This is a genomic window from Planococcus donghaensis MPA1U2, assembly GCF_000189395.1.
Lineage (GTDB): Bacteria > Bacillota > Bacilli > Bacillales_A > Planococcaceae > Planococcus > Planococcus donghaensis_B.
The window spans coordinates 1-24181 of sequence record NZ_AEPB01000001.1; the positions used below are offsets into that span (position 1 = coordinate 1).

The 24181-nt window shown below is 39.2% G+C and carries 23 protein-coding genes; 16 read left to right on the forward strand and 7 right to left on the reverse strand.

From position 1 onward, the window contains the following. Window positions 1–743 precede the first annotated feature (743 nt). The 6 genes from gyrA to dnaA form a co-directional block, all read right to left on the reverse strand. The gene (gene gyrA / locus GPDM_RS00005; RefSeq protein ID WP_008427666.1) at window positions 744–3302 is read right to left on the reverse strand and encodes a DNA gyrase subunit A; all 2559 of its coding nucleotides are present in this window, start codon (window positions 3300–3302) and stop codon (window positions 744–746) included. 30 nt (window positions 3303–3332) lie between these two features. Further along, window positions 3333–5261 carry a DNA topoisomerase (ATP-hydrolyzing) subunit B gene (gene gyrB, locus GPDM_RS00010; RefSeq protein ID WP_008427668.1) on the reverse strand — a complete coding sequence of 643 codons (1929 nt, stop codon included), beginning with the start codon at window positions 5259–5261 and terminating at the stop codon, window positions 3333–3335. A gap of 80 nt (window positions 5262–5341) precedes the next feature. Then, a complete protein-coding gene (recF, locus tag GPDM_RS00015; RefSeq protein WP_008427671.1) occupies window positions 5342–6454 on the reverse strand; it encodes a DNA replication/repair protein RecF in 1113 nt (370 codons plus the stop codon). Beyond that, the gene (yaaA, locus tag GPDM_RS00020; RefSeq protein WP_008427673.1) at window positions 6444–6683 is read right to left on the reverse strand and encodes a S4 domain-containing protein YaaA; all 240 of its coding nucleotides are present in this window, start codon (window positions 6681–6683) and stop codon (window positions 6444–6446) included. Before yaaA ends, recF begins: the two co-directional genes overlap by 11 nt. 107 nt (window positions 6684–6790) lie before the next feature. Further along, window positions 6791–7927, reverse strand: a complete 1137-nt coding sequence (dnaN, locus tag GPDM_RS00025; RefSeq protein ID WP_008427675.1) for a DNA polymerase III subunit beta — start codon at window positions 7925–7927, stop codon at window positions 6791–6793. A 173-nt stretch (window positions 7928–8100) separates the two neighbouring features. Beyond that, window positions 8101–9444: a chromosomal replication initiator protein DnaA gene (gene dnaA, locus GPDM_RS00030; RefSeq protein WP_008427678.1), complete on the reverse strand. Its 1344-nt coding sequence runs from the start codon at window positions 9442–9444 to the stop codon at window positions 8101–8103. Window positions 9445–10182: 738 nt separating this feature from the next. On the opposite strand from dnaA, the gene rpmH reads away from it, so the two are divergent. The 15 genes from rpmH (at window position 10183) to GPDM_RS00105 (ending at window position 23128) form a co-directional block, all read left to right on the forward strand. Beyond that, window positions 10183–10320 carry a 50S ribosomal protein L34 gene (gene rpmH / locus GPDM_RS00035; protein WP_006830546.1) on the forward strand — a complete coding sequence of 46 codons (138 nt, stop codon included), beginning with the start codon at window positions 10183–10185 and terminating at the stop codon, window positions 10318–10320. A gap of 80 nt (window positions 10321–10400) precedes the next feature. After that, complete coding sequence (rnpA, locus tag GPDM_RS00040; RefSeq protein ID WP_008427682.1) at window positions 10401–10742, forward strand: ribonuclease P protein component; 342 nt, start codon at window positions 10401–10403, stop codon at window positions 10740–10742. Window positions 10743–10802: 60 nt separating this feature from the next. Next, complete coding sequence (yidC, locus tag GPDM_RS00045) at window positions 10803–11582, forward strand: membrane protein insertase YidC (protein WP_008427683.1); 780 nt, start codon at window positions 10803–10805, stop codon at window positions 11580–11582. Continuing rightward, a complete protein-coding gene (jag, locus tag GPDM_RS00050) occupies window positions 11579–12319 on the forward strand; it encodes an RNA-binding cell elongation regulator Jag/EloR (protein ID WP_008427684.1) in 741 nt (246 codons plus the stop codon). Before yidC ends, jag begins: the two co-directional genes overlap by 4 nt. Before the next feature lie 266 nt (window positions 12320–12585). Beyond that, the gene (mnmE, locus tag GPDM_RS00055; protein ID WP_008427690.1) at window positions 12586–13971 is read left to right on the forward strand and encodes a tRNA uridine-5-carboxymethylaminomethyl(34) synthesis GTPase MnmE; all 1386 of its coding nucleotides are present in this window, start codon (window positions 12586–12588) and stop codon (window positions 13969–13971) included. A gap of 22 nt (window positions 13972–13993) precedes the next feature. After that, the gene (gene mnmG, locus GPDM_RS00060; RefSeq protein WP_008427696.1) at window positions 13994–15883 is read left to right on the forward strand and encodes a tRNA uridine-5-carboxymethylaminomethyl(34) synthesis enzyme MnmG; all 1890 of its coding nucleotides are present in this window, start codon (window positions 13994–13996) and stop codon (window positions 15881–15883) included. A gap of 130 nt (window positions 15884–16013) precedes the next feature. Further along, window positions 16014–16727 (forward strand): 16S rRNA (guanine(527)-N(7))-methyltransferase RsmG, encoded by a 714-nt coding sequence (gene rsmG, locus GPDM_RS00065; protein ID WP_008427698.1) that lies wholly within the window; start codon window positions 16014–16016, stop codon window positions 16725–16727. Between the two features lie 87 nt (window positions 16728–16814). Then, window positions 16815–17678: a nucleoid occlusion protein gene (noc, locus tag GPDM_RS00070; RefSeq protein ID WP_008427700.1), complete on the forward strand. Its 864-nt coding sequence runs from the start codon at window positions 16815–16817 to the stop codon at window positions 17676–17678. Window positions 17679–17899: 221 nt separating this feature from the next. Next, window positions 17900–18661: a ParA family protein gene (locus GPDM_RS00075; protein ID WP_008427702.1), complete on the forward strand. Its 762-nt coding sequence runs from the start codon at window positions 17900–17902 to the stop codon at window positions 18659–18661. Next, window positions 18654–19487, forward strand: a complete 834-nt coding sequence (locus tag GPDM_RS00080; RefSeq protein WP_008427703.1) for a ParB/RepB/Spo0J family partition protein — start codon at window positions 18654–18656, stop codon at window positions 19485–19487. The genes GPDM_RS00075 and GPDM_RS00080 overlap by 8 nt, the downstream gene beginning before the upstream one ends. Window positions 19488–19617: 130 nt before the next feature. Next, window positions 19618–20331 (forward strand): DUF554 domain-containing protein, encoded by a 714-nt coding sequence (locus GPDM_RS00085; protein WP_008427704.1) that lies wholly within the window; start codon window positions 19618–19620, stop codon window positions 20329–20331. Window positions 20332–20350: 19 nt separating this feature from the next. Next, window positions 20351–21244, forward strand: coding sequence for a mechanosensitive ion channel family protein (locus tag GPDM_RS00090; RefSeq protein WP_008427705.1), 894 nt, complete (start codon window positions 20351–20353; stop codon window positions 21242–21244). A 14-nt stretch (window positions 21245–21258) separates the two neighbouring features. After that, window positions 21259–21459, forward strand: a complete 201-nt coding sequence (locus GPDM_RS00095) for a DUF951 domain-containing protein (protein WP_008427706.1) — start codon at window positions 21259–21261, stop codon at window positions 21457–21459. 88 nt (window positions 21460–21547) lie between these two features. Then, entirely contained in the window at window positions 21548–22648 is a 1101-nt protein-coding gene (gene ychF / locus GPDM_RS00100) for a redox-regulated ATPase YchF (protein WP_008427707.1), read from the forward strand. 99 nt (window positions 22649–22747) lie between these two features. After that, entirely contained in the window at window positions 22748–23128 is a 381-nt protein-coding gene (locus GPDM_RS00105; RefSeq protein WP_008427709.1) for a gamma-glutamylcyclotransferase family protein, read from the forward strand. Window positions 23129–23141: 13 nt separating this feature from the next. On the opposite strand, the gene GPDM_RS00110 is transcribed toward GPDM_RS00105, so the two are convergent. Further along, complete coding sequence (locus GPDM_RS00110; protein WP_008427710.1) at window positions 23142–23699, reverse strand: DUF3267 domain-containing protein; 558 nt, start codon at window positions 23697–23699, stop codon at window positions 23142–23144. 178 nt (window positions 23700–23877) lie between these two features. On the opposite strand from GPDM_RS00110, the gene rpsF reads away from it, so the two are divergent. Further along, window positions 23878–24165, forward strand: a complete 288-nt coding sequence (rpsF, locus tag GPDM_RS00115; protein WP_008427712.1) for a 30S ribosomal protein S6 — start codon at window positions 23878–23880, stop codon at window positions 24163–24165. Window positions 24166–24181 lie beyond the last annotated feature (16 nt).

Sequence of the window (24181 nt, forward strand, 5' to 3'; positions counted from 1 at the left end):
GTTTGTTTCGTTTTGTTTGTCGCGCTCATTGGCGACTCAACTAATATACCATGCTGATATATAAGAGTCAACACTTTATGCAAAGAAATCTTTAGTTTTATAAAATAAGTCTATTTCGAAATAAGGATTTCCATCTCTATACGGTCGTTTTAATAGAGATAGCTATCTATCGAAGATCACTCGAACCCATGGTATCACTTGATTTTCTTGTCTTATTTACTTCTCTGCGTTTTTATAATACAACAAAGAACCGAGCTAATTTATTATCGGAAATTACTTATCTTAAAACTCATCTCAAAATACACGCCTAACTAATTGAATATCTAACTTCTAAGTAAAGCGTTTCTTCAATAAATGCTTTGTAAATGATTTAGCAAAATCAGTGGCGCTCTTTTAAATCTCGAGCTCTACTTTTAAAAGTGTTTTTCTATAAATCCCTTTTTCACTGGTCCAACTAACTAAGCTAAATCTTTTTAAACGAATAGTCGTTTTAATTATCCGCCTATTAAGTTAGTAGGGCTCAAACAATTTTTGCAAATAAAAAATCGCTGCTCTTTTTTTGTCATTGCTCTCCAAGTTTCTTTCGCACATACCCGGTCGCTCCAAAATATTGATCCTCTATTCGTTAATTAGCTGCTCGCTCTTAAGCTTAGAAAGATTCACGCCTCTCTTTCATTGCGGTGGCCACTCATCATGAATTTCTACACAATAAAAGCCCCTTGATTAAATCAAGGGGCTTGAACTTATTCTCCGTCTTCTTCTGGAGTTTCTTCTATAGAATCAACTTGATCGTTTGCAACACTTTCATTTGCTTCAGCGTTTTCGTTGATTGTTGTTTCTGTGTTGTCGTCTTCTAATTCTTCAGGCACGTCGATATCTTTTTTGACTTTAGCTACAGTTGCTACTACTTCGTCATCGCCTAATCGAATTAAACGAACGCCTTGTGTGCTTCTACCTGTAGTTGAAATATCATTAACGTCCATACGAATTAAAATACCATTAACCGTGATCAGCATGATATCTTCTGTGCCATTAACAGTTCGCACTGCAACAAGTGGTCCGTTTTTGTCTGTAATCTGACACGTCTTGATCCCCATACCACCACGAGATTGAACACGGTACTCAGATTCTTTTGTCTGCTTACCATATCCTTTCTCCGTAATAACCAACACATTGTCGTTAGGGTCTAAAATCTCCATACCGACTACTGCATCGCCTTCACGTAGACGAATACCGCGAACTCCACTAGCTGTTCGGCCCATGCTGCGAATATCGGTTTCTGGGAAGCGAATCAACGCACCATCTTTAGTACCGATGACCATTTCCTTAGTGCCGTCTGTTAGTTTAACTGAAATGAGTTCATCTTCTTCACGAAGACTGATTGCAATCAAACCGTTTTGACGGATGTTGGCGTAATTCGTTACAGGTGTCCGTTTGCTGAGCCCTTCGCGTGTTGTAAAGAAGAAGAATGAGTCTTCTTTAAATTCTTTCACACGAATAACAGCTGTAACTTTCTCTTCTTTACTAATTTCCAGAAGGTTGACCAATGGTAAGCCTTTGGCAGTACGGCCGTATTCAGGAATTTGATATCCTTTTTTACGGTATACTTTCCCTTTGTTTGTAAAGAACAAGATTGTGTCATGAGTCGACGTATACAATAAATGTTCAACGAAATCGTCTTCGTTTGTGCCCATTCCTTGTACACCACGTCCACCACGTTTTTGACTACGGTAAGTGTTCGCCGGCAAACGTTTGATATACCCGTTATGAGTCAGTGTTAATACCGTTGCTTCCACTGGAATCAAATCTTCATCTTCAAACATTTCCGCTCCGCCAGTCGTAATTTCAGTTCTACGCTTATCGCTAAAACGGTCTTTAATTTCAAGCATTTCTTCTTTAATGATTTCAAGAATGCGGTATTCATTTGCAAGAATATATCTTAATTCTTCGATTAATTTCACTAATGCTTGATATTCTTCTTCAATTTTATCTCTTTCCAACCCAGTTAAACGTTGCAAACGCATGTCTAAAATGGCTTGAGATTGGCGTTCTGTTAAATTGAAATCCGTCATTAAGCCATTGCGCGCTTGTTCTGCCGTTTGAGATCCACGGATCAACGCAATAATGGCATCAATATGGTCTAAGGCAATTCGTAAACCTTCCAAAATATGAGCACGGTCTTCTGCTTTCGTCAATTCGAATTGTGTACGACGACGAATAACCACTTTTTGATGCTCAAGGTAATGGAAGAGAATTTCTTTTAAGCTCAGCACTTTTGGTCGGCCATCGACAAGTGCCAGCATGTTAAGACCAAAGCTCGTTTGCATCGCCGTTTGTTTATATAAATTATTTAAAAGAACACTTGCACTGGCATCTCTGCGAACTTCGATGACGATACGCATGCCGTTACGGTCAGACTCATCGCGTAAATCAGTAATGCCGTCGATTTTCTTGTCACGCACAAGTTCTGCGATTTTTTCAATCAATCGAGCTTTATTGACTTGGAAAGGAATTTCGTTAACGATAATGACTTCTTTGCCATTTGGTTTTGTTTCAATATCTACAACAGAACGAATTAAAACAGAACCTTTCCCTGTTTCGTAAGCGCGACGAATCCCGCTACGGCCGAGGATAATACCACCAGTCGGGAAATCAGGTCCTTCAATATGTTCCATTAGTTCTTCAGTTGTGATTGCCGGATTATCAGCAAGTGCCAAAACCGCATCAATTGTTTCACCTAAATGGTGTGGCGGAATATTCGTCGCCATACCAACAGCGATCCCTGAAGTACCGTTTACTAAAAGGTTTGGGAATCGACTTGGCAATACGATTGGTTCTTTTTCTTGGCCATCATAGTTATCGCGATAATCAACCGTATTTTTATTTAAATCACGTAATAATTCCATCGAAATTTTTGACATTTTGGATTCTGTATAACGCATTGCTGCCGCAGAATCTCCATCAACTGACCCGAAGTTACCGTGTCCGTCAACAAGCATATAGCGGTAACTAAAATCTTGCGCCATACGAACCATGGTTTCATAAACAGCTGAGTCACCGTGAGGATGGTATTTACCAATTACATCTCCGACGATACGCGCTGATTTTTTATAGCCTTTATCTGCTGTAATTCCTAAATCATGCATTGCATAAAGAATGCGGCGATGAACTGGTTTTAATCCATCACGTACATCCGGTAAGGCACGGGACACAATAACACTCATCGCATAATCTAAAAAGGAAGTCCGCATTTCTGTACTTATATTTATTTCTTCAACACCACTGCTCGGCCGTTCAGCCATATCCGCAGCCTCCTCTCAACTCTATATCACTTAAACGTCCAAGTTTTTAACGTATTTCGCATTTTCTTCAATAAAGTTACGGCGTGGTTCAACTTCATCTCCCATTAAAATATGGAAAGTTTCGTCTGCGACCATCGCATCGTTTAATGTGACTTGCAACAATGTACGAACATCTGGATCCATTGTTGTGTCCCATAATTGCGTTGCATTCATTTCTCCTAACCCTTTATAACGCTGAATGTTTGGTTTTGGCGTTGGAGATAAGTTTTCAAGTGCTGTTTTTAATTGTGCGTCTGTGTAGACATATTCTACATGCTTCCCTTGTTTGATTTGGAACAATGGAGGCTGAGCAATATAAATATAACCAGCTTCAAGCAATGGGCGCATATAACGGAAAAGGAATGTTAATAACAATGTACGAATGTGCGCTCCATCAACATCGGCATCTGTCATAATAACGATTTTATGGTAACGAGCTTTTTCAAGGTTGAATTCTTCGCCGATTCCAGTGCCTAATGCGGTAATGATATTGCGAATTTCGTCATTAGTCAGAATGCGGTCTAGTCGTGCTTTTTCAACGTTTAAGATTTTACCACGCAACGGTAAAATTGCTTGGAAATGACGATCACGGCCTGATTTTGCTGAACCACCAGCCGAATCACCCTCAACGATATAAATTTCACTGATTTTCGGATCACGCGATGAACAATCGGCGAGCTTACCTGGAAGACTCGAAACTTCTAACACCGATTTACGGCGTGTGAATTCACGCGCTTTTTTAGCGGCCATTCGTGCATGAGAAGCCATAATCCCTTTTTCAACAATCTTTTTCGAAACGGCAGGATTCTCTAATAAGAATCGTTCAAATCCATTTGAGAACAAATTATTGACGATGGTGCTAACTTCCGTATTGCCTAATTTAGTTTTTGTCTGACCTTCAAATTGTGGATCTGGGTGTTTAACCGAAATAATGGCTGTTAACCCTTCGCGCACGTCATCTCCAGTTAAATTAAGATCTTGTTCTTTTAACATGCTTTTTTTACGACCATAATCATTAACTACACGTGTTAAAGCCGTTTTAAATCCAGATTCATGTGTCCCGCCTTCGTGCGTATTAATGTTATTGGCAAAAGAGAAAATATTTGCTGCATAGCCCGCATTGTATTGCATCGCAACTTCAACAGTAATTCCATCTCTTTCCGCTTCAACAAAAATAGCTTCTTCATGAAGTGGATCTTTCGATTTATTTAAATGTTCGACATACGACTTTATGCCGCCTTCGAAATGGTAGATTTTTTCTTTTTCTTCGCCTTCGCGCTCGTCTTTCACCACAATTTTCAAACCACGGTTTAAGTAAGCAAGTTCACGCAAGCGATGGTCTAAAATATCAAATTCATAAACGGTAGTTTCTTTGAAAATTTCTGCATCTGCTTTAAAACGGATGGTTGTCCCTGTGTGATCTGAATCTCCAATTACATTCAGTTCTTCAGTTACCGCTCCTCGTTCAAATTTAATATAATGTCTTTTTTCGTCACGATTTACATATACTTCAGTTGTTTCAGACAAAGCGTTTACTACAGAAGCCCCTACACCATGAAGACCGCCGGATACTTTATAACCGCCGCCGCCAAATTTACCGCCTGCATGGAGTACCGTCATAATAACTTCTACTGCTGGACGGCCCATTTTCTCTTGCATCCCAACAGGAATTCCACGTCCATTATCTTCTACACGAATCCAGTTGTCCGGTTCGATCGATACACGGATTTCTGTACAATGACCAGCTAATGCCTCATCGATACTATTATCAACAATTTCCCAAACTAAATGGTGTAGCCCTCGTGCACCTGTAGATCCTATATACATACCTGGTCTTTTACGAACCGCTTCTAATCCTTCTAATACTTGAATCTGACTTGCTTCATATGATTCTTGTAGACCTTTTTCTTCCATAGCCATTCCATTCACCTGCTCTTTCTTACGCATTTCATAACCGTATCTATTCACAATCAACGTTATATCGATATATTAAAGTGTTTTTACTTTGTTACAGTGCCGTGTGAAACTTCGAAAAGACGCGCATTTTGAATTGTTTCATGTTGTATGCCTTCAACACTAGTTGTGGTGACAAATGTTTGAACTGATCCTTTAATCGTATTTAACAAATGGGATTGTCGATAATCATCTAGTTCAGACAATACATCATCAAGCAATAGCACGGGTGCTTCTCCAACTTCTTGCTTGATCAACTCAATTTCAGCTAACTTCAACGATAAAGCAGTTGTGCGCTGCTGACCTTGTGAACCGTAAGTTTGAACATCGTAACCATTTACAAAAAATTGCAGTTCGTCTCGATGTGGTCCAACAAGCGTCACCCCACGTTCAATTTCTCGTTTGCGCACTTCTATCAGTTTCTGCTCTAAAAAAGACGCCATTTCTTCAGGCGTCCATTCAGGCTTTAAACCGCTAATCGGTTGATAGCGGATTTGAAGTTGTTCGAGCCCCCGAGAAATGCCGTGATGAATCGGTTCAGCCCATTTTTGCAAAAGCTCCATAAACTGATACCGCTTGCGTATAATTTTGACAGCCGCTTCGATAAATTGTTCTGTATAAACTTCGAACATGACGTCATTAATGGTTTGTTTTCCATAATGTTGTTTCAATATATGATTTCTTTGTTTGAGGAGTTTTTGATAATTTACTAAATCGTGTAAATAAACCGGAGAGATCTGTCCAATTTCCATGTCAATAAACCGTCTGCGCACTTGTGGACTTCCTTTTACAAGATGAAGATCCTCTGGAGCAAACATGACAACATTCAATTGGCCAATATAATCACTCAGCCTGCGTTGTTCTAAATGATTAACTTTCGCTTTCTTCCCTTTTTTTGACAAGGTGATTTCAAGGGGTAGTTTGCCGTATTTACGGAAAACATCAGCTTTAATTTTACCATAATCAGCATCCCAACGTATCAATTCTTTATCATTAGAGGTGCGATGCGATTTTGCCATAGATAACACATAAAGAGATTCCATGACATTGGTTTTGCCTTGCGCATTTTCCCCTATAAAGACATTAATTTCTGGAGAAAATTCCAGTTCTAATGATTCGTAGTTTCGATAATTGACAAGCTCAAGGCGGTCAATCCGCATCGAAGCTCATGCCTTCAGCCGTCACGATACGAAAATCTCCAAACCCTGGAATATTTACAAGATCGCTTGCACGCAATTTACGTCCTCTGCGATTTTCTGCTTCACCGTTTACAAAAACTTCGTGTTCACTTAAAAACCATTTTGCCATTCCGCCTGAACTTATTGTGTCCGTCATTTTTAACAATTGTCCTAATGTTATATATTCCGTCTCAATCCCGATTTCTCTCAAAATGCACTCATCCTTCGATTCATAGTCTATCCCTCTATTTTACCCTATTTTAGCTAAAAAGTAAAAAAGGATAGCCTATATGGCTATCCTGAGGGTTTGTTTTGTTTTTAATATGTTCGGACAGGAAGAATCAACTGTAAAATTGAGTCATCTAATGCTGATTTCAAAATAAATGGACGCATAGCTCCAGTAAATTGAATTACCACATCTTGTCCATCAATCGCTTTAAGTGCATCCATCATAAATTTAGCACTAAATGAGATTTTCAGTTCTTCGCCTTCGATACTTTGAGCTTGCAGCTGCTCTTCTACTTTACCAACTTCAGGTGAATTAGAAGAAACTTCAACATCAGTACCCTCTTTTGCAGAAAAGCGTACAACATTATTGCGTTCTTCTCTAGCTAATAGCGATGCACGATCGATTGCTTGCAAAAGTGAACGTCCGTTTACAGTTACCGTTGTTTTGTATTCCGCTGGAATTAAACGACTTGTATCTGGATAGTTGCCTTCTAATAGACGAGAAAAGAAAAGAATATGCTTTGACTTGAACAATACTTGTTGGTTCGTCATCACGATTTCAACAGCTTCAGAAGTGTCATCAAGGATTTTGTTGAGCTCAGTTAAGCTTTTCCCTGGAATAACAACACTGTATTCCCCTTCTGGCAATGTTTCAAGTTTTGTTTTGCGACGAGCTAGACGGTGACTATCTGTTGCAACACAAACTAATTCCCCATCTTTCACTTCCCAATGAACGCCTGTTAGTACAGGACGTGTTTCTGAACTTGAAACAGCAAATACCGTTTCACGGTTAATTGTTTTTAATAGATCTGCTGGAATGGTAAACAAACGATCGTCCTGAATATCAGGCAATTGTGGATAATCCATTGCGTCTAAGCCGATTAAATGGAACTCTGACTTTCCTGAACGGATATGTGTTTGAAAGTTTCCTGTAATTTCAATTTCAACTTCGTTTGTCGGTAACTTACGAATGATTTCTCCGAAAACTTTTGCTTGAAGAACAATACTTCCTCCATTAGTAACTTGGATGATTTGTTCCCCATCTTCTTCTGCAGGAATAAATGTTTGGATTGTGATATCGGAATCACTTCCTGTTAATCTCATTCCTTCTGAAGAAACATCCATTTTAATTCCCGTTAAAATCGGAATGGTCGTTTTTGAACTTACTGCTTTCATTACATCGTTTAATCCTTCAACTAATCGCTCACGTTTTATCTCGAATTTCATTCTCGAACCTCGCTTATATATATATTTTATTTAAGGGCTTTTAAAGTAATAGTAGTAGTAGGGCCTGTGAATATGTGGATAAGCCTTAAAAAGTCAATAAAAGCAGTTTATCCACATGTAGACAGCCTGTGCATAAACTGCTTGATGATTTATGGGTTTATCCACAATCATTTTTACTTGCCAAGCGCACTTTTGATGTCCTTGACGTCTTGCTGAAGCTGCTGATTATCCGTTAACATTTTAGAAATTTTGTCGTGGGCGTGAATAACTGTCGTATGATCACGTCCACCAAATTCTTCGCCTATTTTAGGCAGCGAGAAATCCGTCATCTCACGTGACAAGTACATAGCAACTTGGCGTGGATAAGCAATATCTTTCGTACGGCGTTTTGTTTTAAAATCTTCTAATTTAACGTTGAATTGCTCACCAACAGCGTTTTGAATGTCTAAAATTGTAATAACTTTTGGTTTTGAGTTAGGCATAATGTCTTTTAATGCTTCTGAAGCGAGTTCTGCACTCATGTCTCGGTTGATTAAAGAAGAATAAGCCACAACTCGGATCAATGCGCCTTCAAGTTCACGAATATTTGAGTCAATCGAATTTGCAATATACGTCATCACATCATTCGGAATATCAAGTCCATCCGCTTTTGCTTTTTTGCGTAAAATAGCGATTCGTGTTTCTAAATCTGGCGGCGTAATATCTGTGATCAAGCCCCATTCAAAGCGAGAGCGAAGCCGATCTTCCAGTGTTGGAATCTCTTTTGGCGGCCGATCACTTGAAATGATGATTTGCTTTGACTCTTCGTGCAATGTGTTAAAGGTATGGAAAAACTCTTCTTGAGTTTGTTCTTTGCCCGCTAAAAATTGAATATCATCGATTAAAAGAATGTCGACACTTCTATATTTGTCACGGAATTCACCTGTTTTATTGTCGCGAATCGAATTGATAAATTCGTTCGTAAATTTTTCCGAAGATAAATAAACGACTTTCGCGTTTGGATTGTGTTCGAGGACATAATGTCCAATTGCATGCATTAAATGTGTCTTGCCAAGTCCTACTCCCCCATAGATAAACAGCGGGTTATAAGCTTTTGCTGGCGCTTCGGCCACAGCCAAAGAAGCGGCGTGTGCGAAACGGTTACCTGAACCAATTACAAATGTATCAAACGTGTATTTTGGATTCAGCATGCCAGGTAAAAACTCGTGCTGCTGGTCTTGTCCCGGTTTAACGCGAGGCGCAGGAAGTTGAAAATCATCCATATCCTGATCTTTAGGCACAACAAATTTAATCATCATATCATCGCCGGTAGTATCTGATAAAATCCCGGTGATCAAATGCACATAATGGTTTTCCAACCAATCACGTGCAAAAGAATTAGGCGCTGAAATAGTGACTGTATCATCCTGATAGGATAAAAGCTTTGTCGATTTTAACCACGTTTCAAAACTCGGTTTGGAGATTTTGGTTTCAACTTGGGCTAAGACACTTGACCATAATTCGTCTAAGTGTTCCAATAGCTCGTCTCCTTTATATTTAACGATATTTTAAAGTATATCATACACAAAATCACAGCTTGTGGATAACATTCATAAACAAGCTGGTGAATAACTGTCCACACCTTACCCACAATTTGTGGATAACTTATTTGAGTTGAAAATTGTTAACAAGTGAAAACAAGTTAATGTTACCAAAAAAGAGTAGACAATACAAGAAGTTCTTTAAGTTATCCACATATCTTTTTTTCTGCACAATTAATCTATCCACAAGGGGTTTGTATGTTAAAAAACTGTAGATAAGGCATGTGGATAATTATTTTTCGGAAAAAAAGAGTAAACAGGAGATTAAGAGAAAAAAAGAAGAATTGTGTATAACTTAGCAAAAAGGAAAGAAAGTAAATGGAGCAATTTATGGACAAAAGAATACTTATATAATTTTCATATGCATATGGAATTCTTTGCACTAAGCAGACGAAGTACAGGAGTCGCCACTAGCTGCTGCGGATTGGAGAGGGAGTAGGAAAAATCTTTTAATGGGAGCATACCTAGAAATCTCACATTGATCGAAGCTAAAAGCCTTTCAGTGGCGATCACTGTGAGATTAGACATCACGATTTAGTTTAGTAAGACTTTGTCTATCGTCTGGAATTCAGGTGTTTTTTTCGTGAGACATTGACATTTATGGCGTTGCACCTTTATAATAGTCGAGACTGTCTTTAGAAAAATAGTTAACTCTCAATATAGGAGGTGTCATATATGACATTACGCACATACCAACCAAATACACGTAAACACAGCAAAGTACACGGCTTTAGAGCACGTATGAGCACAAAGAACGGACGCCGCGTTATCGCAGCACGTCGTCGTAAAGGAAGAAAAGTATTATCAGCTTAAGTCCACTGACCGCATCAGTGGTCTTTTTTTTCTTTTCTGCTCGTTTTGAGCGGGAAGTAGTAAAATAAGCAGGTGAAAGAATGAATAAAGATCAACGGATCAAGAAGAACAAAGAGTTCCAACACATCTTTAAAAAAGGAAAATCTTTTGCGAATCGGCAGTTTATCGTTTATGTATTAAAAAACGAGCAACCTGAATTTCGCGTTGGGCTTTCTGTCAGCAAGAAAGTTGGAAACGCAGTAGCACGTAATCGCATTAAGCGTTACATAAGGCAAACTTTCTTGGAATTGAAAGATGATTTATTGCCAAATGCGGACTACATTATTATCGCCCGACCACAGGCGGCCACATTGGATTTTCACGAAAGTAAGAAAAGTCTCGAACATGTATTGAAAATTGCCCGTACATTACCGAGGAAGTAGAAGATTACGTAAAATAGATGTTATTATAGAAGTAATTGAGATTAGTTTGGGGGAAAAAGGGTGAATAAGAAATTAATTTTACTTATTTCACTGATTGCAGTAACCTTGCTGCTTTCTGGCTGTACCGAGTTTGATCAGCCGATCAGTGACCAAAGTGAAGGTTTTTGGAATGAATTTATCGTTTGGCCATTGGTTTCCACTATCACATACTTTAAAGGGTTATTAGGAACTTATGGTTTTGGGATTATCGCAGTAACAATTATTATTCGATTAGTTATGTTGCCGTTAATGGTCAAACAAACGAAAAGTTCAAAACGTATGCAAGAAGTACAACCTGAACTTGTTAAGCTAAAAGAAAAATACAAGTCTAAAGATGCGGTAACACAACAGAAATACCAAAAAGAAATGATGGCATTGTTCCAAGAAAAAGGCGTTAACCCAATGGCAGGTTGTTTGCCTGTAGTTATTCAAATGCCTGTGCTAATTGGTTTTTATCACGCAATTAGCCGTATGAACAATACACCAGAAATCGATTTAGGATCGTTTCTTATTTTCCCACTTGCAGAACCAAGTATTATTTTGGCGGTTATTGCCGGATTAATGCAATTCGTTGTTTTGCGTACGGGACCAGCGATGGACAATCCTCAAATGCGGATTATGATGTATTTCATGCCAGTGATGATCATTGGATTTGGTATTGTATTACCTTCCGCACTAACATTGTATTGGGTTATCGGAAATATCATTTCATTAATCCAAAATTTGGTAATTTATCGTCCGTGGGAGAAAAAAGATGTACAAGAGCCTGTTAAAACGAAAGCAGGAGGGGCTAAAAAGTGAAACAGATTACGCAAACGGGTTTAACTGTTGAAAAAGCGATATCTGAAGCATTAGAAAGACTCCAAGTTACACGTGAAGAAGTAAGCATTAACGTAATTCAAGAAGAGAAAAAAGGATTTTTCGGTTTTGGTGCCAAAAAAGCAGAAGTTGAAGTTACTGTTATTGAAAAAACAATAGCCACTGAACAGCAGACGCCAAAAGAATCAGCTACTGAAATTCTTGAAACACCTGTAATGTCGATTGAAGAAGAAAAAGAGGAAGAAATTCCTGCTCTTTCAAATGACAAAGCAATTCAAGAAACGAAAAATTACATCTTATCCATCGCGAAAGACATGAAAATTGATGATTTATCGATTACTCATGAAAAGCGAGGCAATAAAAAAGTTAATTTTTATCTGGAAAGCGAAAAAGTAGCCATGTTGATCGGAAAAAGAGGGCAAACCTTGAATTCTCTTCAACAATTAGCTCAACTCGTTGCCAATAAATATTCAAATCAATTTATGATGATTCAATTAGATGCGGAAAATTATCGTGAACGACGTCAAGAAACGCTGGAACAATTAGCGGATCGTATGGCGGATAAAGCAATTCGGACGGGTGGCCGTGTTCAATTTGAACCAATGCCATCTTATGAACGAAAAGTGATCCATCAAACTTTATCAAGACGTTTAGACATCGATACGTATTCTGAAGGCAAAGATCCGAACCGATACCTTGTTATCGAACCTCATAAATAAAAAACTCGCCATCTAGGCGGGTTTTTTTTATGCCAAATTAACGAAATTTAGCAATATGAAGCACTGTGTCTTTCGATTTCAAATGCTTTATGCTATTGTAGTATGTTAGAAAGCCATGTGCATTTACTGGTTGTCCACATGTGGACAACTTTTTTTAAGCAAAAAATAAAGAAAAGACTATATATTTTTGTAATCAAGCCGCGCTCATGCTCTGATTGTTATCCACAGAGTAAAAAGTGCTGCTTTTCTTAAGAGGAGGGAACATCATGGAATTCGACACAATCGCTGCCATATCGACACCGAGTGGAGAGGGAGCAATCGCAATTGTCCGCTTGAGCGGTCCTGAAGCTGTTGCAATTGCAGACAAACTGTTCCGGGCTCCAAGCAATAAAGCGTTAGCTTCTCAAGCAACTCATACTATCCATTATGGGCATCTTGAAGATCCAGCGACAGGAGAAATCGCGGAAGAAGTAATGGTATCACTCATGAAAGCACCCAAAACCTTCACCCGTGAAGATGTTATTGAAATCAACTGCCATGGTGGAATTGTTTCGGTAAACCGAGTGCTTGAATTGGTACTACGTGCAGGAGCAAGACTTGCGGAACCAGGTGAGTTTACGAAACGAGCATTTTTAAATGGCCGAATCGATTTGTCTCAAGCAGAAGCGGTTATGGACTTGATTCGTGCAAAAACGGATCGTGCCATGGATGTTGCGCTCAATCAAATGGAAGGCAAGTTGTCAAAGTTAATTGGCACATTGCGTCAAGCCTTACTAGAGTCGATTGCTCAAATGGAAGTAAATATCGATTATCCAGAATATGACGACGTGGAAGAAATGACCCGTCCAATTATGTTGGAAAAATCGAAATGGGTTCGTTCAGAAATTGAGAAATTGTTGCAAACCTCTTCACAAGGGAAAATTTTAAGAGAAGGGCTTTCTACCGTCATTCTAGGACGTCCCAATGTCGGAAAATCTTCGCTTTTAAACAGCCTTGTTCAAGAAAATAAAGCAATTGTCACAGAAATAGCGGGAACTACCCGTGATATAATAGAGGAATACGTAAATGTCCGTGGTGTTCCATTGCGTTTAGTTGATACAGCCGGGATTCGTGAAACAGAAGATATTGTCGAGCGAATTGGTGTTGAACGTTCAAGAAAAGTGTTAAAAGAAGCTGATTTGATCCTTTACGTGTTAAATTATGCAGAAGCGCTAACGCCAGAAGATGAACTGTTGTTTGAAACGGTTAAAGATATGGACTATATTGTCGTGATCAATAAAACCGACTTGCCACAGAAAATCGATTTGGAGCAAGTGCAGAAGTTAGCTGGCGATAAATTGTTAGTGACAACTTCGCTAGTTGAAGAAGAAGGCATTGATCAGCTTGAAGAAGCGATTGCTGCTTTGTTTTTCAAAGGAGAAATCGAAGCAGGGGACATGACCTATGTATCCAATGTGCGCCACATTGCATTGCTGCATCAGGCACATAAAACCATTTCAGACGCTATTGAAGCTGCTGAAATGGAGGTTCCTGTAGATATGATTCAAATTGATGTTACTCGAACGTGGGAACTTCTTGGTGAGATTATAGGAGATACCGCAGATGACGGCCTCTTAAACCAATTGTTCTCTCAGTTCTGTCTAGGGAAATAAAACTCGAAGGGAATGAACGAACATGCCACAATACGAAGCAGGCACGTTCGATGTCATCGTTGTAGGAGCCGGACATGCAGGAGCGGAAGCTGCTCTTGCGTCTGCGCGAATGGGCGCTAAAACGCTTGTTTTGACGATGAATCTGGATATGATCGCATTTATGCCATGTAACCCATCTATTGGGGGACCAGCAAAAGGCATAGTCGTACGTGAAATAGACGCACTTGGCGGAGCCATGGGGCGCGTAATCGATAAAACACACATTCAAATGAGAATGTTGAATACAGCTAAAGGACCTGCTGTTCGCGCACTGCGTGCACAAGCCGATAAAGTTCTTTACCAACAAGAAATGAAACGCTTGATGGAAGAAGAGCCAAACTTAAGCTTGCACCAAGGAATTGCAGAAGAATTGATCGTTGAAGACGGTAAAATTCAAGGTCTGATTACGCAAGTAGGGGGCATTTACCGTGCGAACTCTGTCGTAATTACGACAGGAACTTTCTTGCGTGGGGAAATCATTATTGGGGATCTGCGTTATTCAAGCGGGCCGAATAATCAGCAACCTTCCATTAAATTAGCAGAAAACCTGGAGAAGCTAGGCTTTGAAACAGTTCGTTTTAAAACAGGAACACCTCCACGTGTAAACAGTAACAGCATTGATTACAGCAAAACGGAAATTCAGCCTGGAGACGATGTGCCACGTGCATTTAGTTACGAAACGACTGAATACATTACGGATCAATTACCATGCTGGTTAACGTACACAAACGAAGAAACACATCAAGTAATTGATGACAACCTTCATTTGTCACCAATGTATTCTGGAATGATTAAAGGAACGGGGCCGCGTTATTGCCCTTCTATCGAAGACAAAGTGGTGCGTTTTAATGATAAACCGCGTCATCAAATCTTTTTAGAACCAGAAGGTCGTAATACGCGTGAGGTTTACGTACAAGGCCTTTCAACTAGTTTACCTGAACACGTCCAGCGGAAGCTGTTAGAATCGATTCCAGGGCTTGAGAAGGCTGAAATGATGCGTGCAGGATATGCCATCGAGTATGATGCCATTGTGCCGACGCAATTATGGCCAACATTAGAGTCGAAACAAATCGAAAATCTTTATACGGCAGGTCAAATTAACGGAACATCTGGCTACGAAGAAGCAGCGGGTCAAGGACTAATGGCGGGAATCAACGCAGCAGCAAAAGTGTTGGGCAAAGAAGAAGTCATCTTGAGTCGTTCGGATGCATATATCGGTGTATTGATCGATGATTTAGTCACAAAAGGCACAAATGAACCTTATCGTTTGTTAACATCACGTGCTGAATACCGTTTATTGCTACGTCATGACAATGCAGACATGCGTTTAACTGAACTAGGTTACGCTATCGGTATGGTAAAAGAAGATCGTTATGTGAAGTTTCTTTCGAAAAAAGAGCGGATTGAAGAAGAAATTAAACGCTTGAGAAGCGTTATGATCAAGCCAAATGAAACGACCCAGCAAACGATTCGCGATGCAGGGGGCAGTGAATTAAAAGATGGCATTCGTGGAGCGGATTTATTGAAGCGTCCAGAAATGACATACGACATGATTTCACAGTTAACCGCTTCTCCTGTAGACCTAGAGGATGAAGTAAAAGAACAAGTTGAAATTCATATCAAATATGAAGGTTATATTGAGAAATCATTGATGCAAGTGGATAAACTCAAAAAAATGGAAAACAAAAAGATTCCTGATAACATCGATTATCATGCAATCTCTGGAATTGCGACGGAAGCTCGCGGCAAGCTGGCAGAAGTTCGCCCGTTGTCAATTGCGCAGGCATCTCGCATCTCTGGTGTAAATCCGGCTGACATATCCATCTTATTGGTGTATATTGAACAAGGAAAGATTGCAAAAATCTCTGTTTAAAGAGGAAAGACGAAAGTTTTTCTTTTGAACTTTAAGTAACTAAAGGCATAAGCTAGACAATAGAATGGACTGGCTCACACCAGTCCATTTCTTAATTTACATAAGAGTACGAAAGAGGGAGGAAGCCAGTTTGAATGAACAACAGTTTAAAGATGCCCTCAGTGAAAAAGGGATCGTCTTAACCGATACACAGCTCGAGCAATTTCGGATCTACCATAAAGAACTAGTTGAATGGAACGACAAGATGAACCTTACAGCCATTACAGAACAAACGACTGTGTATTTAAAGCATTTTTATGACTCAATTACTGCAGCATTTTATTTAGATTTCACAAAACCGATGAATATTTGTGATGTTGGTGCCGGTGCAGGATTCCCCAGTATCCCACTAAAAATTTGTTTTCCCCATATTGAGGTTACGATAGTGGACTCTTTAAACAAACGCATTCAATTTCTTCAGCATTTAAGTGGGGAACTAGGATTAACTAAAGTTCAGTTTGTTCACTCAAGAGCAGAAGATTTCGGACAATCTTCGCATCGTGAAAGCTACGATGTTGTAACAGCACGTGCAGTAGCAAGATTATCGGTACTCGCTGAATTATGTGTCCCACTTGTTAAAAAAGGTGGCGTTTTTGTAGCGATGAAAGCAGCCACGGCTTCGGATGAATTAGATGACGCAGAAAAAGCATTGCAAAAACTAGGTGTAAAGCTAGAAACCGTACATTCTTTCTTATTGCCAATAGAAGAAAGCGAGCGTTACATTCAAGTATTTAAGAAATTCAAAGAAACACCAAAGAAATATCCGCGGAAAGCTGGAGTTCCAAACAAGTCACCAATCTCTTAATGTTTCACGTGGAACATTAGTTATAAAAGCAACAAGGGTGATCGGTACTCAGTAATAAAGTGAGCTTGTAAAAGGTGGTGCTTGAGGATGAAAAGTCCTTTTTCTCGTTTCTTCGGAGGCGGAGATAAAGCAAATGATACAGCGAAGAAGGAAACAGCAGAACACAAAGCGTCAGAAGAAGTCATGAAATTGCCGCTCGATAAAATACACGCAAACAAATACCAACCTAGAACAATTTTCGATGAAGAGAAAATTGAAGAACTTGCACGGACTATCCATGTCCATGGCGTTATTCAACCGATCGTAGTCAGAAATTCTGAAAGGGAAGGCGAATATGAAATAATCGCCGGTGAACGACGTTTCCGTGCAATGAAATCGCTCGAGTGGACAGAAGTACCGGCAATTATTCGTAACTTGAGCGACAAAGAAACAGCATCTATCGCTTTGATAGAAAACCTTCAGCGCGAGGAACTTACTTCGATAGAAGAGGCCCATGCTTATCGAAACTTGTTGGATATACAAGAAATCACACAAGAAGCTTTAGCGCAGCGTCTTGGTAAAGGTCAGTCGACAGTTGCCAATAAATTACGTTTATTAAAACTGCCAGAAGAGATCCAGACAGCATTACTTAATCGGCAGCTGACAGAACGGCACGCAAGAGCTTTGTTGCAAGTAAAAGATGTAGAACAACAGAAAAAGTTGTTTGATGAAACCATTGAAGAAAGCTTGAACGTAAAACAGTTAGAAGCGAAAGTAACTAAATTGCTTTCAACTGAGCCAAAAAAACCAAAAGCACGTAAAAAAGCCTTTAGTAGAGACATGCGCATAGCTATGAATACGATCAAAGAATCATTAAGCATGGTATCAAAAAGTGGCATTGATTTGACTACAGAAGAAGAAGAACACGAAGAATACTATCAAATCACTGTGAAAATTCCGAAGAAAAAATAACGAAAAGCTCTTTCCAAGTTTGGAGAGAGCTTTTTTACTGATTAGAACATCGTATTGTTGAAAAATTTTGATACAATAGAAAAATAGGAAGCTCCTATAACGCAAGTTACTGATTTCTTTCGAATAAAAAGTTTATAAAGCTGTTTTTAACGACAATAAAATAGCTAAAATAGAGATTCCGCAGTAAAATAAAGAAAGTAATAAAGAAAGTTGGTGCAAGTGTGGGTAGAACTATTGCGATCGCCAATCAAAAGGGCGGCGTAGGAAAAACAACGTCTTCAGTGAACTTAAGTGCCTGCCTTGCTTATTTAGGCAAAAAAGTTCTTTTAATAGATATCGATCCTCAAGGAAATGCTACTAGTGGAGTAGGCGTTAACAAAGGCGATGTAGATAAATGCATATACGAAGTGTTAATCGATGACATCGCTGTAAAAGATACAATAATGGAAACAAAGGTGGAAAATTTACATGTAGTTCCCGCTACTATTTCTTTAGCAGGAGCTGAAATTGAATTGGTTTCGACCATTTCAAGAGAAGCCCGTTTAAAAAATGCTTTAGAAGAAGTCAAAGATATGTACGATTACATAATCATTGATTGTCCGCCATCTTTGGGATTACTGACTTTAAACTCCTTAACCGCTTCTGATGCAATCATTATTCCAGTACAATGTGAATACTATGCGTTAGAAGGATTAAGCCAGTTATTGAGCACGATTCGCTTAGTGCAAAAACATTTAAATCATGACTTAATGATTGATGGTGTATTGTTAACAATGCTAGATGCACGAACAAACCTAGGCGTGCAAGTAATTGAAGAAGTGAAAAAGTATTTTCAGGATAAAGTGTATAAAACCATTATTCCAAGAAACGTAAGATTAAGTGAAGCACCGAGCCATGGAGAGCCAATTATTATTTATGATCCAAAATCCAGAGGCGCAGAAGTGTATTTAGAATTGGCAAAGGAAGTGATTGATAATGGCTAAAGGATTAGGAAAAGGTATTAATGCATTGTTTCCAGGGGAGACAATTAGCGATACAGATAAAGTAAATCAAATCAATGTAGGCGAAATCCAAGCCAATCCATATCAACCACGGAAAATCTTTGATCAAGTGGCTTTAGATGAGTTGGCAGAATCTATTAAAGAACATGGGATTTTACAGCCGATTGTTGTACGTAAAGCAGGAGAAAAATATGAAATTGTGGTTGGAGAACGTCGTTTCCGTGCAGCCAAGTCAGTTAAGTTAAAGAAAGTTCCAGCGATTATTAAAGATCTATCAGATCAACAAATGATGGAACTTGCTATATTAGAAAATCTTCAACGTGAAGACTTAACCCCGATTGAAGAGGCGGAAGCTTACCAAAAATTAATGGAAGCTTTGAGCTTAACACAAGAGCAGTTAGCTTTCCGATTAGGGAAGAGTCGTCCGCATATCGCCAATCACATTCGTCTTTTGTCATTGCCTGAAAATGTCCGAAAACTCATCTCTGATAAGGAATTGTCAATGGGTCACGGACGTACATTATTAGGTTTAAGAAGCAAAAAACTTATTCCAGAAACTGCTGAAAAAGTGGTTAAAGAAAACTTGAATGTTCGCCAATTAGAAAATTTAGTACAACGTTTAAATGAGAATGTTCCACGTGAAACAATCGAAAAAAAGAAAGATATTTTTATAGAAGAAAAACAATCTGAACTGAGAGATCGTTTCGGTACAAAAGTTCAAATTAAGAAAAACAAGAACAAAGGGAAAATAGAAATAGAATTTTTCTCGGAAGATGATTTAGAACGAATTTTAGAATTATTAAGCTGACGAGTGCCTATTTCCCGAAACAGGGGAATAGGTTCTGTTTTTGATAGGTAGAAAACTAAATAATGCTCTCAAAAGAGGGAGAAGAGGATCTTGCTGTAAATGGGGCAAGGGGCGAAGGGGGAGAAACGGAATGGTTCTCTTAGGGACATTGATAAATGCAGTATTGATTATAGTGGGAACCATACTTGGAAGAGCTCTTCAAAACATTTCGGAAAAGATGAAAGAGACAGTGATGTATGTAATTGGCTTATCGGTCATTGTGCTGGGTCTAGATATGGGATTAGGAAGTCAAAACTTCGTAATTGTCATTATCAGTTTAGTGCTGGGTACAGTTATTGGCGAATGGGCAGATTTAGAAGGTAAGTTGAATGCGTTTGGCCATTGGATTGAACGCATACTCGGAGCAAAAGAAAGCAAAGGCAGTTTAGCACAAGGATTTGTCACAGCGACGTTAATATTTGTGATTGGAGCAATGGGGATTATTGGGGCGATGGAAAGCGGCCTTAGTAATGAGCATGGAGTCCTGATCTCTAAAGGGATTATTGATGGATTTACTTCTATTATTTTAGCTTCTACACTTGGATTTGGCGTTATGCTTGCGGCAATCCCTGTGTTTGTCTATCAAGGATTGATCGCGTTGTTTGCTACTCAAATTAGTTTGGCAATTCCTGCCGATGCGCTAGATATGTTTATTTTAGAAATGAGTGCAACAGGCGGTGTGATGATTGTCGCCATTGGGTTAAATTTGATGGGTGTGACAAAAATTAGAGTCGCAAATTTATTGCCAGGTATAGTAGTAGTCGGATTAGTCGTTTCGGTTATGTATAATTTTAATTTGATGTAAAAACCGGGAAGGTGAAAGAGTGAATGTTGAAAAAATAACGCAACGGATTTTAACCGTGCTATCTGACGAAGCCATGTGGGTAGGGTTGTTCGTTGTATTTTTGAAAGTAATTTTAATCACGGTAGCTGCAATTGTGTTGGTGAAAGTATTACGCATGTTAATACGAAAAACATTTTCTGTTCGCATTAAAGGACCGCTTGTTTACAATGAACGAAGACAGCAAACGTTATCGAAATTATTGTCGAATGTCGTAGCGTATGTTGTTTATTTTATAGCAGTAGTTTCTATATTAGCGACTTTTACAATCGATATTACAGGACTCATCGCAGGTGCGGGAGTTTTAGGGTTGGCTGTAGGGTTTGGTGCACAAAATTTAGTGCGTGATGTAATTACTGGATTCTTTATCATTTTTGAAGACCAGTTTTCAGTAGGGGACTATGTTCGTATCGGTACTGCTGAAGGCACTGTAGAAGAAATTGGATTACGAACAACCAAGGTGAAAGCATGGACCGGAGAATTATTTATTTTTCCGAACGGCAATATAATGGATGTAGTAAATTTTTCAATCCATAACTCAATCGCAGTAGTCGATATCAATATTTCGTATGAATCGGATATAAAGCGTGTAGAAGAATTAATCATGGAGTTTCTAAATAGCTTGCAAGAGCGATATGAACAAATTATTAAGCCTGCAGAATTGCTAGGTGTGCAAAATTTAACAACAACGGAAGTGGTCATGCGAATTACAGCAGAAACCATGCCGATGCAACATTTTGCTGTAGCGCGTGAAATACGTCGTGATTTGAAAGATTTCTTGGATCAGCGAGGAGTCGAAATTCCTTATCCGCGTATGTTAATGGTGCAACGGTCACCAGGGGAATCACCTATCACGAAAAATGCTAAAAATGAATAAAAGGAGAAAAATTCATGGAAATGAAGGATTTTGGACTGAATGATATAGTGGAAATGAAAAAAGGTCATCCTTGTGGAGCAAATGCTTGGAAAATTATCCGCATGGGAGCAGACGTCCGGATTAAATGTGAAGGTTGTCAGCATAGTGTCATGCTTCCTCGTATGGAATTTAATAAAAAGATGAAAAAGGTTTTAGTAAAAGCTGAAAGTGAATGAAAAATGGACATTTTCCTGTTTCGTTCTTATAATGGAATGGTTGTGTAAAAAATAATTCGTTTTATATAGAGGAAAGGTTGTGCATCCTATGGCATTAACTGCAGGGATTGTAGGGTTACCAAACGTGGGGAAATCCACATTATTTAATGCAATAACTAAAGCGGGTGCCGAAGCGGCAAACTACCCGTTCTGTACAATAGATCCAAACGTTGGAATTGTTGAAGTTCCAGATGAGCGTCTTGATAAGTTGACGGAATTGGTAGATCCGAAAAAAACCGTTCCAACGGCTTTTGAATTTACAGATATTGCAGGAATCGTAGAAGGCGCGAGTAAAGGTGAGGGATTAGGAAACAAATTCTTGTCTCATATCCGTGAAGTTGACGCAATTTGCCAAGTGGTTCGTTGTTTTGCTGACGACAACATTACGCATGTAACAGGTAAAGTAGACCCGATTTCGGATATTGAAGTGATTAACTTAGAGTTAATTTTAGCTGATATGGAAAGCATCGAAAAACGCATTACGCGTGCAGCAAAATTAATAAAGCAAAAAGACAAAGACGCAGTGGCAGAAGAGCCAGTGCTTATGAAATTGCGTGAAGCCTTTGAAAATGGTCAATTGGCACGTTCAATCGAATTCACGGAAGATGAGTTGAAGATTGCAAAAGGTTTGAACCTATTAACGATCAAACCAATGCTTTACGTAGCAAACGTTTCAGAAGATGAAATTGCAGATGCTGATAACAACGAATACGTTCAAACCGTGCGTGACTTCGCTGCAAAAGATAATGCAGACGTGATCGTGATCTGTGCGAAAATCGAAGAAGAAATGGCAGAACTTGAAGACGAGGAAAAAGAAATGTTCCTTGAAGAGTTAGGCATTAAAGAATCTGGTTTAGATCTATTGGTTAAAGCTTCATACAGCTTACTTGGATTAGCGACTTATTTCACTGCGGGCGTTCAAGAAGTTCGTGCATGGACATTTAAAAAAGGCATGAAAGCACCACAATGTGCCGGCGTTATTCACTCTGACTTCGAACGCGGATTTATCCGTGCAGAAACAGTTGCTTATGATGACTTGGTCGAAATCGGATCAATGGCAGCGGCAAAAGAAGCAGGCAAAGTACGTCAAGAAGGTAAAGAATACATCGTCAAAGACGGCGACGTAATGCTATTTAGATTTAACGTCTAAAAGCGGAAGCGACCGTTATGCTCCGTTGAACGAAAGATTACAAAACTAAAAACTACCGGATGCCTTACCGCATCCGGTTTTTGCATGGAGGAATAGAAAATGTTGTTATTTGTATACGGAACGCTGAAACAAGGCGGGAAGTATCATTGTTATTTGGATGAAGCTGAATTAGTGGAAAAACGCGCAACGGCAAAAGGCTCTTTGTATGACACCGGCATGGGTTATCCAGCAATGGTTTTATCGAGTGATTGCCAAGTTGAAGGAGAAATATACGACATTCCGGAAGTTTTATGGCCGGCTCTAGATTACCTTGAAGACTATTCGGGAAATCCAGAAATGGATTTGTACGATAAAAAGAAAATTCAAGTAGAAGTAGATGGCAAAGTTGTCGAAACGCTTGCTTATCTTGCAAAAGATGAAAAGTTATTAAAAGACCTAATCCCGACTGGGAAATGGGAAGTACGGTATTCGATGGCATAAAAAAGCACCGAGGTTACTCAGTGCTTTCGGGGTTCGGATAGTGATCGTATACATGAAGACGCGGCAGCGAAGGATCATCAAGAATCCATGCCGCGTTTTTTTCTTTGCGCAATTCGCTATACATGATAAAGTCGCCAAAAGCACCGGCAGTCAGCATGGCTCCTAAAAAAACAAGCACTTGACTATCGAGCCAAAATCCTAAAACAGTCGGGATAAAGGCAGTTGTCCAAAAAGGCAAGAGCAGCGCTTTGCGCATTGCTAAATTTCGGATAGGTTTATTGGTAGTGGCATATGCAATGCCGAGTTTCAGGTTTACACCGTAATTCAATGAGGAAAGAGGCACTTTACCGAACAACACAAAGCCGATTAAGTGAAAAAGCTCATGTAAAACAATCAGCACCAAATAGCCCGTTATAAACAAAGAAATACCTGTTAAAGAAAAGCCGAACGATAACGGTTCATTAAAAAGATGGTACAGCACAGCGAAGACAACAAGCAAAGCAGCATTAAACCAAAGTGCTTGAGGAGCTATTTTATCCATCTTTAACTCGATGATTCGAGAGGGTGTCATGGCTTCACATCCTTTAGGATCTATGCTGAAAAGTATAGCTGATTTGAAAGTGAAAAACATGCTTGCGGGAGCTTAGTTATTATGATACAATACTGTGATGTGAGTAATATTTATGAATTGCTTGCTCCTTGCCCGCTGGATACAGCAGGGCCCAAGTCCATGAGGAGGTGACAACACGATGAGAGAATATGAATTAATGTATATCATTCAGCCTGCAATTGAAGAGGAAGCGAAAAAAGCTCTAGTTGAGCGTTTTAACGACATCCTTACTACAAACGGTGCTGAAATCATCGAGTCGAAAGAGTGGGGTAAACGTCGTTTAGCTTATGAAATCAACGATTTACGTGAAGGTTTCTACCAAATCGTAAAAGTAAACGCTGGTTCTGAAGCTATCAACGAATACACACGTCTTGCGAACATTAACGAAGACATTATTCGTCATATCGCTGTACGCAAAGACGCGTAAACAGGATACAGACACT